This window comes from Marinobacter bryozoorum, from assembly GCF_023156245.1.
Taxonomy (GTDB): Bacteria; Pseudomonadota; Gammaproteobacteria; order Pseudomonadales; family Oleiphilaceae; genus Marinobacter; species Marinobacter bryozoorum.
The window spans coordinates 81,919-96,296 of sequence record NZ_JAKZAH010000003.1 but is presented as its reverse complement, the minus strand read 5'-3'; the positions used below and the strand labels follow the sequence as shown (position 1 = coordinate 96,296).

14 protein-coding genes are annotated in these 14,378 nt (G+C 59.3%); 10 read left to right on the top strand and 4 right to left on the bottom strand.

Features of this window, described 5'->3' with window-relative positions; genetic code table 11:
* Positions 1-28 precede the first annotated feature (28 nt).
* The 9 genes from gspG (at position 29) to gorA (ending at position 7,255) form a co-directional block, all read left to right on the top strand.
* Positions 29-460, top strand: a complete 432-nt coding sequence (gspG, locus tag MLC59_RS02820; RefSeq protein ID WP_248230690.1) for a type II secretion system major pseudopilin GspG — start codon at positions 29-31, stop codon at positions 458-460.
* Between the two features lie 4 nt (positions 461-464).
* Positions 465-1,025: a type II secretion system minor pseudopilin GspH gene (gene gspH, locus MLC59_RS02815; protein ID WP_282450817.1), complete on the top strand. Its 561-nt coding sequence runs from the start codon at positions 465-467 to the stop codon at positions 1,023-1,025.
* A complete protein-coding gene (gene gspI / locus MLC59_RS02810) occupies positions 1,025-1,405 on the top strand; it encodes a type II secretion system minor pseudopilin GspI (protein ID WP_345799742.1) in 381 nt (126 codons plus the stop codon). The genes gspH and gspI overlap by 1 nt, the downstream gene beginning before the upstream one ends.
* Complete coding sequence (gene gspJ, locus MLC59_RS02805) at positions 1,402-2,208, top strand: type II secretion system minor pseudopilin GspJ (RefSeq protein ID WP_248230688.1); 807 nt, start codon at positions 1,402-1,404, stop codon at positions 2,206-2,208. Before gspI ends, gspJ begins: the two co-directional genes overlap by 4 nt.
* Entirely contained in the window at positions 2,205-3,230 is a 1,026-nt protein-coding gene (gene gspK, locus MLC59_RS02800) for a type II secretion system minor pseudopilin GspK (RefSeq protein WP_248230687.1), read from the top strand. The genes gspJ and gspK overlap by 4 nt, the downstream gene beginning before the upstream one ends.
* 16 nt (positions 3,231-3,246) lie before the next feature.
* Positions 3,247-4,545: a type II secretion system protein GspL gene (gspL, locus tag MLC59_RS02795; protein WP_248230686.1), complete on the top strand. Its 1,299-nt coding sequence runs from the start codon at positions 3,247-3,249 to the stop codon at positions 4,543-4,545.
* Between the two features lie 2 nt (positions 4,546-4,547).
* On the top strand, positions 4,548-5,075 hold the full coding sequence (gene gspM / locus MLC59_RS02790) for a type II secretion system protein GspM (RefSeq protein WP_248230685.1): 528 nt from the start codon (positions 4,548-4,550) through the stop codon (positions 5,073-5,075).
* 73 nt (positions 5,076-5,148) lie between these two features.
* The gene (locus MLC59_RS02785; RefSeq protein WP_248230684.1) at positions 5,149-5,835 is read left to right on the top strand and encodes a GNAT family N-acetyltransferase; all 687 of its coding nucleotides are present in this window, start codon (positions 5,149-5,151) and stop codon (positions 5,833-5,835) included.
* A gap of 58 nt (positions 5,836-5,893) precedes the next feature.
* Entirely contained in the window at positions 5,894-7,255 is a 1,362-nt protein-coding gene (gene gorA, locus MLC59_RS02780; RefSeq protein WP_248230683.1) for a glutathione-disulfide reductase, read from the top strand.
* A 33-nt stretch (positions 7,256-7,288) separates the two neighbouring features.
* On the opposite strand, the gene MLC59_RS02775 is transcribed toward gorA, so the two are convergent.
* From MLC59_RS02775 to MLC59_RS02765, 3 genes are read right to left on the bottom strand one after another with little or no spacing between them, the layout of a single operon-like run.
* Positions 7,289-9,250 carry an ATP-binding protein gene (locus MLC59_RS02775; RefSeq protein ID WP_248230682.1) on the bottom strand — a complete coding sequence of 654 codons (1,962 nt, stop codon included), beginning with the start codon at positions 9,248-9,250 and terminating at the stop codon, positions 7,289-7,291.
* Positions 9,247-10,233 carry a type 1 periplasmic-binding domain-containing protein gene (locus tag MLC59_RS02770; RefSeq protein WP_248230681.1) on the bottom strand — a complete coding sequence of 329 codons (987 nt, stop codon included), beginning with the start codon at positions 10,231-10,233 and terminating at the stop codon, positions 9,247-9,249. Before MLC59_RS02770 ends, MLC59_RS02775 begins: the two co-directional genes overlap by 4 nt.
* 25 nt (positions 10,234-10,258) lie before the next feature.
* On the bottom strand, positions 10,259-12,400 hold the full coding sequence (locus MLC59_RS02765; RefSeq protein ID WP_248230680.1) for a TonB-dependent receptor plug domain-containing protein: 2,142 nt from the start codon (positions 12,398-12,400) through the stop codon (positions 10,259-10,261).
* Positions 12,401-12,512: 112 nt separating this feature from the next.
* On the opposite strand from MLC59_RS02765, the gene MLC59_RS02760 reads away from it, so the two are divergent.
* Positions 12,513-13,235, top strand: a complete 723-nt coding sequence (locus MLC59_RS02760; protein ID WP_248230679.1) for a J domain-containing protein — start codon at positions 12,513-12,515, stop codon at positions 13,233-13,235.
* 29 nt (positions 13,236-13,264) lie between these two features.
* Here MLC59_RS02760 and MLC59_RS02755 read toward each other — a convergent pair whose 3' ends face one another.
* The gene (locus MLC59_RS02755) at positions 13,265-14,269 is read right to left on the bottom strand and encodes a bile acid:sodium symporter family protein (protein WP_248230678.1); all 1,005 of its coding nucleotides are present in this window, start codon (positions 14,267-14,269) and stop codon (positions 13,265-13,267) included.
* Positions 14,270-14,378 lie beyond the last annotated feature (109 nt).

Sequence of the window (14,378 nt, the reverse complement as noted above, 5' to 3'; positions counted from 1 at the left end):
TGAAACCACAACGGAAGAGAGTACAACGATGAAACAACGCAACCAGCGAGGGTTTACCCTTATCGAGATTATGGTGGTCATGGTCATTCTGGGCCTGCTGGTGGCGGTAGTCGCCCCCAATATCATGGGCCGCAGTGACCAGGCCAAGGTCACCATCGCCAAGACCCAGATGAGCAACATTGCGAATGCCCTGGACCTTTACCGCCTGGACAACAGCCATTACCCCAGCACCCAGCAGGGCATCGAGGCGCTGGTCAATCGCCCGACCGGTTCACCGGAACCCAAGAACTGGAATCCTGATGGTTATCTGAAGAGCGTACCCGAAGATCCCTGGGATAACACCTATGAGTACCAGAGCCCGGGTGCCGAAGGTGCCTATGACCTTTACTCACTGGGATCTGACGGCCAGGAAGGTGGGGAAGGTGACGCAGCTGATATCAGCGTTCACGACCTCGACTGATTCAATGGCAGGGCTATCTCCCGGGCGGCCTGCGCAGGCCGGCTTCACCATGATCGAGATCCTGGTGGTGCTGGTACTGGTCGGCCTGCTGGCATCGCTGGCCATCGTCAACCTGGGCGGGGGTAGCGAACAGCGGGAGATGAACAGCAAGATCCGTGAGCTTTACGTGTTGATGCAAACCGCCTCGGAGCAGGCCATCCTCAACAATGAAGAGTTGGGCCTGGTCGTGGACGAGCAGGGCTATCGCTTTCTGGTCTACGATGAACTCGAGCAGGAATGGCGCAGTCAAAGCGAGCGTCTTTTCCAGGGCCGCCGTTTCCCGGAATGGATGAGTGTGACCCTGTTCAGCGAACACGACCTCCCCCGGCTGGCCCGGGGCAATGATGACCGGGAAGACGAAAAGGGCCGCCTACGCCCCGATATCGTGTTTTATTCCAGCGGCGAAACCAGCCCGTTTGAGCTGGAACTCCTGGCCACACCCTCGCCTGAGCGACGCTACCGGCTGATTGCCGACGGGCTGGATGACATTGAGTTGCAAACGCCATCGGAGACGGACGACATCTGATGCGACAACAGGGATTTACGTTGATCGAGGTGCTGGTGGCGCTGATGGTTTTCGGCCTGATAGCCACCGCCGCATCCCAGGTTGGCAGCCAGTACCTCAGCAGTTATGAGCGGGTCCGGGACCTGACGTTCGCCTCCTGGATCGCCGGAAACCGGATGAACGAGATCCGTCTTCAGGAGGCATTCCCATCCGTATCCGAGAACAGCGAAGAACTGGAGTATGCCGACCGGCGCTGGCGCGTCATTACGGAGGTTTCTGATACCGACGAGGACAGCATGCGCCGGGTAGAAATCCGGGTACAGACCTACCGCGGCCAGGGTGACCCGGTTCAGCTGCAAAGCCTGTCCGGCTTCATTCGGGATCCGGAGCAGACCCTGTGACTGTTTCCCCTGGCTCCACCGGGGTAGCCCTGCCGACCGTACTGCGCCGACAGTCAGGTTTCACCCTTATGGAAGTGCTGATTGCGGTCTCCATTACAGCCGTAATTGGCCTTGGTATCTGGCAGGTGCTATCCAGTATCGTTACCGCCCGGGATAGGGTAGACCAGGTGTCGGAGCAATTCGACGGCCTGCAAAAGACGTTTCTTCTCCTCGAGCGGGACCTGCGCCAGGTGGTCAGCCGACCGGTCCGGAATATCTACGGCGATTACGAGCCCGCGCTGACCTCCGCCGGAGAGTCCTTTGAATTGACCGTTACCCGCCAGGGGTGGCGCAACCCCCTGGGCAAGCAGCGCAGCGAATTGCAGCGCAGCGCCTGGGAGTTCACCGGCGATGAAGTTCGCCGTCGATACTGGACCATACTTGACCAGGCCCAGGAAGATGAGAGCAGGGACCAGCTTATGCTGGACCGGGTAACGAATTTTTCCATACGTTTTCTGGACCGGAACCGGGACTGGCAGGACGACTGGCCGCCGCCCAATCAGGGCATTCCCAGCGGGCCTGGCGCGCCAGTGATACCCCTGCCCATGGCCGTGGAGGTGAGCCTGGAGCATGAGCGCTTTGGCGAGCTGGTGCGCCTGTTCGTTATGCCCGATTTTGACTATGCGGCCGTGCAGACAGCCATCACGCAGGGCAACCTGGCTGATGAGGAAGAAGGGGATGATCAGGATGATGACCCAGGCAGTTCTGAGACTGGCTCCGGGCAGGGGCTGGCTCCGCCTGAAAACCAGGGGGGCGGCTCGTGAGGGTGGTGGTTCCGGGTATCCGTCACCAGGGCAGGCCAGCTCGTCAACAGCGCGGCATGGCGCTCATCATGGTCCTGCTTGCCATGGCGCTGGTGGTCATGATGGCGGCTGGCATGGTCAAGCAGCAAGGGGTCCGGGTCTTTCGTGCCGGCCACTTCCTTGCCCAAACCCAGGGCTATAACGTCGCACTGGGTGCGGAAGCCTTCGCCAAGCAGGTGCTGTTCCAGGATCTCAAAACCGACCGCGAGGACAACGAGCTGGTGGACAGCCCTGACGAGACCTGGTGGCGTTATGCCGCCATACTACCCCTGGATGAGGGGGGTGTGGCGGAAGTGCAGGTTGATGACTTGTCAGGCCGGATTAACCTCAACGACCTGGTGAGCCCGGCCGATACCGTTGACCAGTTAACCCGTGAAAGGCTGACGCGCCTTTTAATGGTCCTCGGCATTACTGATGTGCATGTGGATGCCCTGGTCGACTGGGTAGACCCGGATGAAGAGCCCATCTCCGCCTACGGCGCGGAAGATGGCCAGTACCTGATGAAGGAGCCGGCGTACCGGGCAGGCAATCAGCCGTTCGCCAGTGTAACCGAGTTGCGGCTGATCGAGGGCATGACTGAAGAGGCGTACCAGCTGTTACGTCCACATGTTGCGGCACTTCCGGTTTCCGGCACCGGCATCAATGTTAACATGGCTTCAGTTCCGGTTATCCGGTCGCTGCACCAGCAAATTACCGACGCCCAGGCCAACGCTGTGGTCGAGCGCCGGCAGGAGGAGCGTTTCCTGACCACGGGCGATTTTATCGGCTTGCCGGAGTTCGCAGGGTTGGGCCTGCGCCCGGAAGGGTTACAGGTACGGTCAGAGTTTTTCGACGTGGTTTCCCGGATCACCTGGAATGACAGGGTCGTGAACCTGGTCAGCACCATGTACCGCAACAGCGAAGGTGAGCTATCGGTCGTCCGTCGCGATACCGGTCAGAAGCACAGAATAACCAAGGAGCCCTTCGGGGTGTCCGAGGAATAGAACAAGGACGCACATCATGTCATATCACCTTTATGCAAGGCCGGTGGCCGGCAGCCCGGCCCCTTCCGGCGGGGAGCTGAGACTGGACTGGGTGCTGCTGGACGCCAGTGGCGAACTGCAGGCCAGTGGCCAGGCCGAGGGCAGGGAAAGCATCGAGGATGCGGTCAGTCGAAACTCCCTTGAAGGCGTGCGCCTGGTCGGCCTGGTCCCCGGTGATGAGGCCCTGTTCTGTTTTGCGGATATTCCAGCCAAACAGGCGCGGTTTATCCGCCAGGCCTTACCGTTTGCGGTTGAAGAGCAGTTGGCCCAGGACGTCGATACGGTTCACCTGGCCCTGGGCGGGCTAACCGGAGACGGCTACCGCGTCGCCGCCATCGACCAGCAGCGCATGGCTTTGTGGCGGGAAGGCTTTCTGGACTGGGAAGGCATTGAGCTCGAAGCCATCTACCCGGATGCAGCCCTGGTACCCCTGAAAGAGCATGACTGGGCAATCTGCCTTGGTGAAGACGCCGCCTTGCTGGCCTCACGGCGGGGCGAGTGGATGACCATGAAAGCAGAGAACCTGGCGGTCTTCGCCCAGACCCTCGCCGTTCCCTCGGCGGACGAAGTAGCAGCCGAGGTGCAGGTTGTGGTTTATGGTACCGAGTCCGCCTTCGCCGCTAACGAACCTGCGTTATCCGCCCTGGCCGGAACGTCCCGACTGAGCGTGCATCGCGAGCCTATGGAAGGGAACATTACTGAACTGCTCGCCAGTGCCCACTATCACCATGCAACTGATCCCATCAACCTGTGCCAGGGCAGCTATGCGCCGGGCCAGGCCGGGGGCAGTGCGCTGACCGCCTGGCGACCGGCAATAGCCATCGCTGCGGCCTGGTTGGTGCTGTTGGTCGGTGCCAAGCTGGGAATGGGCTATTACCATCAACAACAAGCTACGGCCCTGGAAGAGCAGGCTATGGCAATATACCGGCAGGCGTTTCCGGATGACCGGCGCGCTTCGCCCCGAAACGTTCGCCGGATTATCGAAGGACAACTCCGGGTGGCGGGCCAGCAAGGTGGTGATGCCGGCTTCCTGCCGTTAATGAAACACACGGGGCAACAATACAGCCGGCTAACAGGTGGTCAGTCGGTCCTGTTCAACTCGGTTAATTACACCAGTTCCCGGGGCGAGCTGGTGGTAGATGTGCGCGCAGACAGCTACGAACGGCTCAATGCGCTACGTTCAGGGATTGCCGACCAGGGGCTGGACGCGAGTATTGGTTCGGTGGTCAACGATTCTGACGGTACCCGCGCCCGTCTTACCGTATCAGGGGGCTAACCGTGCTTCGTAAACTCAGGGAAAACCCGTCCGTAACACGACTCATCACTCGCTATGACCAGCTTCCACGGCGGGATCAGCAGGCCCTCAAGTTTATGGTTGTGGCGTTGTTGCTGGCACTGGTTTATTTTGCCATCTGGCGCCCGGTGGCAAGCTACCATGACCAGGCCGTAAGCGCCCGGACCAATGCCAGTGAATTGCTGGCATGGATGCAGCAGAACCGGGAGGTCATCCGGGGTCTGAGCGACGGCGGTACCACCGGGACCAGTGCGGCCAACAAGCCGGAGAATGGCCGTGAGCTGATGGCGACCGTTACCGGCACTGCCCGGGAAGCCGGCCTCGATTTGCAGCGCTTTGAACCCAGCGGTGACGATTCGATCCGGGTCTGGCTTGAAGATGTGCCTTTTGGCCAGGTCGCCCAGTGGCTTGAAGGACTAAGCAGCGATCACGGCATACTGATCGAGCAGGCAGCCATGGACCGGCGGGGCGCGCCGGGTGTCGTGTCTGTGCGACTGACACTGGCAATCTGAGGATTAATGAGGGAAAGTAACTGAAAAGACGCCGTTATCGGCGGCATAACGCTAACCGAAGGGGAGCCTTTCGATGGCAGAAGGTATGACAACGGCAGACAACGATAACAAGATCGCCCGGGAACCTTCCATTGTGCGGCTGGACGACACCGCCTTTAACGAGGCCAAGTCGATTCTCTACCAGGCGTACCGGCACGAGCCCACCTTTCAGTACCTGTTCGATCATCGCAAGCCCGGGTATGATAAACGGGTTCGTGCAACTATCCGTGAATTGCTTAATCTCTATTTCGAACTCAACCAGGATGCCATCGGCGTCATGGCAGACGAGACCCTGGTGGCGGTGGCATTTATAGGTGCGCCCGAGCTGCGGCTTAACCTTGCTGAACAGCTTAGCTGGCGACTGCGCATGGTATTGACTGCAGGCTTCGCTTCTACCCGGCGTTACCTTGATTACCATGAAAAGATCCGCAACATGTTGCCGACAGAGGGCACCTATCAGTTGCCACTGATGGGGGTTCACCCGAAATACCAGAATCGCGGTTTTGGTCGCCGCTTGCTGGCCTCAGTCGAGGCACTGTGTTCGGAAAACCCGCAAGGTAGCGGCCTGGTGCTGGATACCGGCAATAGCCGTTACCTGCCTTTCTATGAATCGGAAGGGTTCCGTAGCCTGGGTACCATCCGGTTGGGGGACTATGAGGATTTTGTACTGTTCAGGGATGGGGACGTTGCATCCACGAAGGCTGGCTTCCAGGCCTCCTGATCCTGTCGGTTTCAGGCGGCTGACCGGTCTGTTTTGATCAAGTTGAACAGGAGTCCACGTGTCTGAATCCCGGGATTATGATCTGATCGTTATTGGCGCCGGTTCCGGCGGTGTTCGCCTTGCCCGCATGTCCGCCCAGCAGGGCGCGCGGGTGGCGGTAGTCGAGTCACGGTACCTGGGTGGTACCTGTGTCAACGTAGGTTGCGTACCCAAGAAACTGTTTGTCTACGGTGCCCATGTCGGCGAAGACCTGGAAGATGCAGCCGGGTATGGCTGGCAGGTGCCACGTTCCGACGTGCGCTTTGACTGGCCCACCCTGGTCGCCAACAAGAACGCCGAGATCGAGCGACTGAACGGCATCTACGGTCAACTGCTCGAGGGTGCAGGTGTAACGGTTATCCAGGGAACCGCGTCGTTGCGTGATCCCAACACCGTCGTGGTGGGTGACCGGGAACTGACCACAGACCGCATCACCATAGCCACCGGCAGCTGGCCTTCGATTCCCGATGTGCCCGGGCGTGAGCTGGTGCTCTCTTCCAACGAGATGTTCTATCTGCCGCAGTTGCCCCGCGAGGCGGTCATCTGGGGCGGTGGTTATATCGCCGTGGAGTTTGCAGGCATTCTCGCCGGTCTTGGGGTAGAGACCACCCTGATTTACCGGGGAGAACTGTTCCTTCGCGGCTTTGATGACGACGTTCGTCGTTTCCTCGTTACCGAGCTGGAGAAAAAGGGCATTCGCCTGCGGTTCAACAGCAATATCACTGCGGTCGAAGAGTCTGGCAGCGGATATGCAGTGACCCTGTCGGACGGCAGTGTGATGGAAACGGGCCTGGTGATGGCGGCTACAGGACGCCGGGCACTGACCGATGGCCTGAACCTTGAAACACTGGGCGTGGAATTCACAACCAGCGGCCATGTCCAGGTCGACGAATATTTCCAGACGGCCGTGCCTTCCATCACTGCGCTCGGTGACGTCATTGGCACACCACAACTGACTCCGGTTGCACTGGCCCAGGCGATGGTGCTCTCCCGACGTCTCTTTGGTGATGGTCAGGGGGAGATGGACTATCGCAACATCCCGACAGCGGTTTTCTGCCAGCCGAATATCGGCACCGTGGGCCTGACGGAAGCAGAAGCGAAGGAAGCCGGACACCGGGTCGTGATTTACCGCTCCGAGTTCCGGCCGATGAAACATACCCTCAGCGGTCGTGATGAACGCAGCCTGATGAAACTGGTAGTGGACGCGGATGATGACCGGGTGTTGGGCGCGCATATGGTTGGCGCAGATGCCGGTGAAATCACCCAGGGCCTGGGCGTGGCCCTGAAATGTGGTGCGACCAAGGCAGACTTCGACAGCACCCTCGGAATTCACCCGACATCGGCTGAGGAGTTTGTCACCATGCGTACACCGGTGGCATAAATCGTTCGACAGGTACGGGTAACCGACCCGGGGTTAAAGCGGCACCCAGCGACTCAGTACGCTCCTGAGCTGCTCCTTACGGACGGGCTTGGACAGGTAATCGTTCATTCCCGCTTCCAGGCAGCTTTTTTCCGTACCCGGTAACGCATCCGCTGTCAGGGCAATAATCGGAATCTGGTGCTGTTCTTCCTGGCGCTCCCATTCCCGAATGGCCTGGGCAGCGGCAAAGCCGTCCATGACAGGCATATGGCAGTCCATCAGGATGACGGTAAACGGCGTGTCGGTGCAGGTAACGGACTCGACCGCCTCACGCCCGTTTGTCACGGCTGCGGTGTCAAATCCGAGGCGGTCGAGCAGGGTGCGTGCCACTCGCTGGTTAACCGGGTTATCCTCCACCACCAGCGCCCGCGGAGTTTGCCGTTCCACCCCTTCCTGGGGCGTTGGTTGGCCCTGCGGTGATTCGGGCTGGCTGCCCTGCGCATGACGAATAAGCTCAAAAGGCACTTCAAAGCGAAAACTGGAGCCCTCCTGGAAGTCACTGGCCAGGCTGATATGGCCTCCCATCAGCTCTACCAGCTTCTGAACCAGGGTAAGCCCGATGCCGGTTCCGTCGGTAGTCCGCGAATGGGATGAGTCCAGTTGCTCAAAACTGTTGAATACCTGCTCCAGCTGTTCCGGCGCAATGCCATGTCCATTATCTTCTACTTCGCACGTGATAAAGACACAATCATCAGCCTCCAGGTGCCAGTCCATGGTCACCCTGATGACACCCTGATCCGAGAACTTGATGGCGTTGTCGAGCAGGTTGGCCAGTACCTGTCGATACCGTACTGCGTCACCCGCCACCTCGGGCTCGTCCGGCCAGTTCCCCGAAAGCTCCAGTGCCAGCTGCAGGCCGTGTTGCTCGGCCGCATGCCGGAAACTGGCCATGCAGTTCTCTGCCAGTTCCCTGGGGTTGAACGGACGTGATTGCAGTAACAATGTGCCCTGATCCAGGCGGGAAACATCCAGGATGTCGTTAATAAGGGTCAACAGGTCTTCAGTGGAGCGCCGGGCAGTGTTCAGGTAATCCGCCTGGCGGCCAGTCAGCGGCTGCTCGGAAACCAGGTCTACCATTGCCAGCATGCCGTTCAGTGGTGTGCGTAACTCGTGGCTCATCACTGCAAGGAATTCGGTCTTGGCCTGGCTGGCCTGTTCGGCTTTTTCACGGGCGCTTTCCGAAAGGGCAAGGGTCTGGTCCCGTGATTCCTGCAGGTTCCCCAGGTTGCGGGCCAGCTGGTTCAGGTTATCTTCCAGCTGGGCAAACTCGGCGACCCGGGTGCCCACCGGGGGACTTTCCCGGTAATCCCTGCGGGTCATGGCCATGACCCGGTCAGCAAGTGTTTGCATGGGCTCCAGGAGGGTCGCCGTAAGGCGGTAAATCAGCAGGAGGGCAAAAACCAGCAGTGATATACCGACCACACCGGAGGTAAGCAGGATATCACCGCGCCTTTCGGTCAGACGCTGCTCACTAACTGCAACCTCTACCGTTCCTACCCGCATGGCCCCGCCGGACACCCGGTAGTCCGGCTCGAACCAGTCTTCACTGGCACTGCCCAGGGTCACGGGTAACTGCAGGATATCGGAACTGAATCGGTGAATACCCTCTTGCTGTTGGTCGGCGCCGGGCCACTCGCTGAAGCGCTCGCTACCCACAAACGCCATCTGGTTGCCAACCACATCGGTAACCCGGATCCATTCCAGGCTGGTGCGGCTGCTGGCCTGGCTGAGCAGGTCTTCGAGGACTTCAAGGTTTCCGGAAACGACGGCGTACTCCATGGCCGGGGCAAGGTTATCAACCAAAACCTGGGTGGAATCGAAAAGCTCCTGGCGGGCATCTGTCAGGCGGGCATGGGTGAAAAACACCATCAGCCCGATAAACATCAAAACGGCGGGCAGGGCACCCAATAACAGCAACTGGTTGGCCAGGCTCCTCTTGGCGGTGCGTTGCCTCATGGCCGCACCTCCATTGTCGACTGCCGGAGTAGGGCACGGACTTCTTCCACGATCTGCTCCCGGTCCGGCAGGGGCAGGTTAAGGGACCTGGCAACCTGCCGGTTGATCTCAATGCTGAAGCTATCCGGGTAGGACGGTTCGGGGAGGTTTCCGGTACGTTGCCATTCCCGGACATACTGTGCTGCCCTGGCGGCGTAGTCCGGCAGCGGTACATAGGAGGAGGCAAGCACGCCAGCCCTGATAAAAGCATGGCTGGGGCCTATAACGAGCCGGTTACGTCGATAGGTCGTCAACAGGATATGTTTGATCGTGCGGGGGTTGTAGATGGCATCGTCCGGTGTCGCCAGCAGGAAATCGCCAAAGCTCAGTGCCCGCGACAGGGTCGGAATCAGTGAGTCGTCCCCCGTCACCAGGAACACCCGTGCCTCGATACCATAGTCTGCCAGTTCATCCAGCAGCGGTTCGTATCGACCGGCGTCACCCGGGCGGGCCAGCAAGGCCATCCGGCTGGCCTGGGGGAGGATAGTCCGGCCAATGAGGGCCTGACGAAGCAGTGGCGGATCGTACCAGATGGTAGATATCGCGATTCCGGAATTCTCGGCCACCCCCGCGAGTGTGTCCGAATCAATCAACAGTGCGAGTACCTGCCTTTGTGTGCTGGCTTCCAGCACCCGGGTCAGTGCCTCCTGACCCAGTGTGATGACCGGTCCGGGCGGCCCCTCGAACGTCTGCAGAGACGAAAACCTGCGCACCTCCGTCTCAGGCCCGAGTTGCTGCTGCAGCAGTTCGGTGAATCGCAGGTTGAAGGTGGGGTTGGCCGATCCCTGCAGATAGACCACATCGGCGTTGAGCGGTTGCGCCAAAAGGGCAAGCGGCATCACCAAAAGCAGGACGAACGCCAGTCCCCAATCGGGGAGCAAACCGGCGCGGCGTACTTTTCTGGCTTTGCGGGAAATACAGCTACCCATACCCATCCTGGTCATTATCAGTTTCCTGAAAGGCGGTTCGTCAGAAACGGACACCGGCTTCGAGGAAGAACTGGTTGCGATCCCTGTAGTTGTTGTCTCTGCTCAACAAAGGGTTGTCATTGAGGTAGTGATGCATAATCAGGGCTATATCATAGCTCACCCTGGGGCCGTGCACGGTTTTCGCTAAGCGCAGATCGGCCCGTTGGTAAGGGCCACTGCGGAATTCATCAGCGACATACCAGGCAACGGCTGAACTCCAGTCATTGGAATAACGCTGGATCCAGGCCAGACTGCCCGTGTGACGAACCGATAACCGGCCTTCGCGGGCTACGGTCTCCTGTTGCTCGTCGGGCGACAGCCCGTCATTGGCGGTGTACCACCCTTCCTGGTCCATGTAACCGTAGGTCAACCGAAGCCGTGTGTCACCCAGGTCCAGTGCGGTTTCCAACTCTATACCCTGCTGGTCGATGGCGACGCGATTTCCAAGGTCATAGTCTTCGATATTGATAATGCCTGCTACCAGGTCCCTGAGCTCGTCATAGAAGTATCGAATTTCGGTGGAAACCACGCCACTTCCCAGACGGAACTGGCCGTAATAGCTGATTTCCCTGCTGGTAATCCGTTCCTCATCCAGATCACCGGGAGCTTCTGTATAGTAGCTTGAAAAGTCTACCGGGCTGACGGAGTCAAACTCCTCATCGATGCGCTGGCCTTCGAGGTCGCTGTAGATTGACGGGCTGACGTTTCTCGGGGTGTACGCCCAGTCTGCACGTTGTTCCAGGGCGTCGGGAGTACGGACCGCCCGTGAGTAGACAAAGCGCAGGGACTGGTTCTCGGTCAGGTGCAGGTTGGTAGCGAGCCGGGGGGACAGGAAGCTGTCGTCCATCAGCGAGGTATGTTCGTAGTTCGCGCCAGCGTTGAAGGTCAGCCAGTAAAGCGGCGTATATTCCAGGTTTGCAAAAAGGCGGGACTGGTAAATGTTGCCACTTCCCCCGAAATAGGTTTCAGATTCGTAGCCATCTTCCCGATAGCCCAGGCCACTGACCAGTCTCAGATCGGGATTGATCTCCCAGGTATCCTGGAGCTCGAACTCCAGCCGGTGCTGATTGAGATCCTCATTGAGCCTGGCGCACATGGGAGCAGGGGTGCCTCCGAGCTCGATGCAGCTGATCCAGTCCTTGTCACGGTTGTACCGCTGGTAGCTGGTCTGGAATTCGATCAGGTGTTTATCCAGTCCGCTGAAACCATAGGTCGCCTGCAGATAATAATCCCGGACTTCGTCGTCCGGGTTGTTCTGAATGCCCAGGTCTGAACCAATCTTTATCGGGTCATCCTGGTCAATGCCGTCAACTATACCGGCGCGGAGCTCGAGAGAGTGCTGGGGGGAGGGCTGTACAACCCCGTCATAATAGAATTGATTGAATTCGAAACCATCCCGAATCGGTGCCTTGCGCAGCTGACTGCCGGTGTCGTATTGAAAATCGAATCCGTCCGACTCCTTGCGGTGCCAGGCAACCCGCCAGCTGTAATCGTCCCGGGTACGGCCGTGGTAGGCGGTATAGTTGCGAATACCGGGACCACCACCCTGGACGTGCAGACCGGTGCCTGCCGTATTCTCCGGCGACATTGTAATAATATTGATGGACGCCAGGAACGCGTTGTTGCCATAGGCGGCGGAGTTGGGCCCCCGGCTGATTTCGACGCGATCAATCAGTTCTATGGGAACCGGCATGGCATTCCAGTCAACGTCCGCAAGGCTGGGCAGGTACCCGGTACGCCCATCAATCAGAACCTGCAGCCGCCGCTGTTCATAGGCTACGGTGCCGTGATAGCTCACCGTTGGCTGATTGCTCTCAACGGCGGCCACTGTCATGCCCGGCACCAGGCGAAACACATCGGCCAGCGAAACCATACCGAGATCGCGGATGGTCTCGCCGGAAATGACAGTGGTGGTGCCTGGCACCCGGGCTTTGGGCTGGCGTAGCCTGGCAGTGGTGAGGACTTCGGGAACAGCGCTATAGCCGCCTTCTGGCACGTCCGTTTCGCCTAGTGCGAGCCAGGGCGGCACTTCGGATTCACTGGCACCAGCCTGTGGTGAGGACAAGGCCAGGCCAAGGCCGAGCACAAGCATCAAACCAGCTGGTTTGACCGGTGGGCTAGCGTTGCCAAGTTTGTGGTTCATGGTAATTAGGGCCTTACCGGAGACGAGCCTGATGAATATTGTTTTAAGATTAGCTCAGGAATTGGCATGATATCGGAAAGTCAGCCGCCTGCAACCAGGAGCACCGTGATTCATGAACTGTTGGGAAATACTGGGCATTGAGCCAACCCGCGATAACGCCCGGATCCGGGAGGCTTTCGAGCAGCAAAGCAAGTTTGCTGAGGGAGAAGAGGCCCGGCGGCTGGAAGCAGCCTATCACAACGCTATGGAAGAGGCCGGGCACCCGGTGTCCACTGCTGGCCCCGTGTCCGCAGGTGAGGCGCAGCAACAACCGCAAGAGCCCCCTGGCAACGAGGCTTCCGGCTGGCAGGCGGAGTCACGCAGCGCGCCCCTGTCTGGCAGCGAGCAACAAGTCGTCCGGGAAGTGGTCATCCAGGTTAATGCCATGCTTAATGACCATGTCCGGTCCCAGGATGTGGCGATCTGGCGAGCCATCCTGACAGAACCGCCGGCGGACCAGGACCATGTGCGGGCCGCCATCGGCGTTGAGCTGGAACCACGACTTCGCCCCCTTGCCGATGAATCCCGCCTGCCGGCACCGGTGGCACGCTTCCTGGGCGACTGGTTCGGCTGGTATGGCATGACAGACGCCCTGGACCGGCAGGAAGAGGGTGATGTTGCACTCGACGATGCCGGCCGCTATCAGGGCATCAGCTTTCCCGCTGATCATGGCGACGACAATGCGCAACAGGAACGTCCCCAGATGACAAACTTCTGGCCTGCGGTTCTCGGCTGGATTGTGGGTATTATTATCCTTACGAGCCTGTTCGGTGCGCTGACCGGGGGAGGCGGCTGAGCCAGCGGTTAGCCAGGGGCTGCCCCAACTCAGGGTTTGCCGGCGGCTGCCGGTTCATTTGCCGCCTCAATAAGCCGGCGGTAGCGCTGTGCCAGCATGGCCCCGACGATGACCTGTATCTGGTTGTAGCACATGATGGGCAGCACGATCATGCCAAACCCCGGGTGACCGGAAAACAGCACCTTGGCCATGGGCAATCCCGACGCCAGGCTTTTCTTCGAACCGCAAAATACCACGGCCGCCTCGTCCTCCAGGCTGAACCCGAAGCGTCGTACCAGCAGGTGCGCCACAAGCATAAAGAACCCCAGCAGGGCAAAGCACAGCACGATAGTCAGCCCGATAGCGGTTAGCGGCAAGTTCTCCCACAGTCCGCTCACCACGGAATGGGAGAACGCCGAGTAAACGATCAGCCAGATTACGCACTGGTCATACCGTGACGCGAGGTTTTCGTGACGTGCCAGAAAGCCACCCAGCCAGGGGCGCATGGCATGTCCGACTGCAAAGGGCAACAGCAACTGCACCACGATATCCTTCAGTGCTTCGAGTACCGAAAAACTGCCGCCACCTGAGGTACTGACCAGCAGGATCAGCAGGAAAGGCGTGAGCATCATACCGAATACGTTGGAGGCAGCCGCACTGCAGATCGCTGCAGGGACATTACCGCGCGCCATTGCCGTGTAGGCGATGGACGACGATACCGCTGAGGGCAGGACCCCGAGATAGAGAAAACCCAACCCCAGGTCTTCAGGCATCCATCGGGGAGCAATGCCACTCAGTGCATTGACGGGCAGCACCATCAGGGGAAAGAAGACAAAGGTGAAGGCAGTGATAATAATGTGCAGGCGCCAGTGGGTCGCACCGTCGATGATCTGTTGCCGCGACAGGGCTGCGCCATGAAGAAAGAAAAGCAGGGCAACTGCGACCGTACCGGCCACGGATAGAGCCTCCGCAGCACTCCCTCTCACGGGCAGGAAGGTCGCCAGCACGATGGCGCCCAGAAGTAGCAAAGTGAAGGTATCGAGGCGGAATTTCATGCCTCAGGCTCCTCCAAGGCGATAAGGCTGGGGAGGCAATCATCCTATGATCGATTCATTAATTCAAGGTCATGGGTCATACCCTGAAAGTCGTTCTATACTTCAGGTC